This window comes from Enterobacter sp. UNJFSC 003, from assembly GCF_036903355.1.
Taxonomy (GTDB): Bacteria; Pseudomonadota; Gammaproteobacteria; order Enterobacterales; family Enterobacteriaceae; genus Enterobacter.
Genome location: NZ_JBAKHK010000082.1, coordinates 1 through 325, shown reverse-complemented (window position 1 = coordinate 325; position 325 = coordinate 1). Strand labels below are relative to the sequence as shown.

Sequence of the window (325 nt, the reverse complement as noted above, 5' to 3'; positions counted from 1 at the left end):
ATGCCGTTCCGTCCATTGCTCGAATCAGGAAACCCTGGCACTGCGCAAATTCCGGTGACCTTACCCACCTGGGATGAAGTGATTGGTCGGGATGTGAAAGCAGAAGATTTTAACGGTTGGTTACTCAACCGCATCCTGCGAGATAAAGGCACGCCGGTTTATACCATTCATGCAGAAGTTGAAGGCTGCGCTTATCAGCATAATTTTGTGGATCTCCTCAAACGCGCAGCTCAGGAAGGCGTGACATTTTGCCCTTTAAGCGAACTGTTATCAGAGACGTTGCCGCTCGGACAAGTTGTTCGCGGAAATATTGCCGGACGTGAAG

The 325-nt window shown here is 50.2% G+C and carries 1 pseudogene; it reads left to right on the top strand.

Going from position 1 to position 325, the window contains the following annotated elements:
- Positions 1-325, top strand: a pseudogene (locus V5P19_RS23190) (4-deoxy-4-formamido-L-arabinose-phosphoundecaprenol deformylase); the annotation flags it as partial.